Raw genomic sequence first — 298 nt, 5'->3', positions numbered from 1 at the left:
TTGCTTATCACCCCAACGGCCTGATCCAGCAGGAAACCGGGTTTGACGGGCAGCGTACGGCTTATGCCTACGACCTCAACGGCAACCTGCAGGAAAAAATCGAACACGGTGACGATGGCAGTCAGCTCGTTACCCGTTACGAGCGAGACCACGCCGGACGCCTCGTCAGAAAAACCCTGCCCGACGCCAGCGTTGTTGAATATGCCTACGACCGCCAGGGCAACCTCCTCAGCGTCGACGACGGCCACTGGGCGCTGGCCTACGAATACGATCAACAAAACCGCCTCACCGCCGAACA

1 protein-coding gene is annotated in these 298 nt (G+C 59.4%); it reads left to right on the top strand.

Annotation, left to right across the window (positions count from 1 at the left end; all coding sequences use genetic code 11):
• Positions 1 to 298 (top strand): RHS repeat domain-containing protein (locus J1G35_RS30755; RefSeq protein WP_223016892.1); only part of this gene is annotated, 298 nt, incomplete at both ends.

Origin of the sequence: Pseudomonas sp. SH10-3B (genome assembly GCF_019891415.1) — a bacterium.
Lineage (GTDB): Bacteria > Pseudomonadota > Gammaproteobacteria > Pseudomonadales > Pseudomonadaceae > Aquipseudomonas.
The sequence above is the reverse complement of the archived record's forward strand: the minus strand, read 5'-3'. Positions and strand labels throughout refer to the sequence as shown.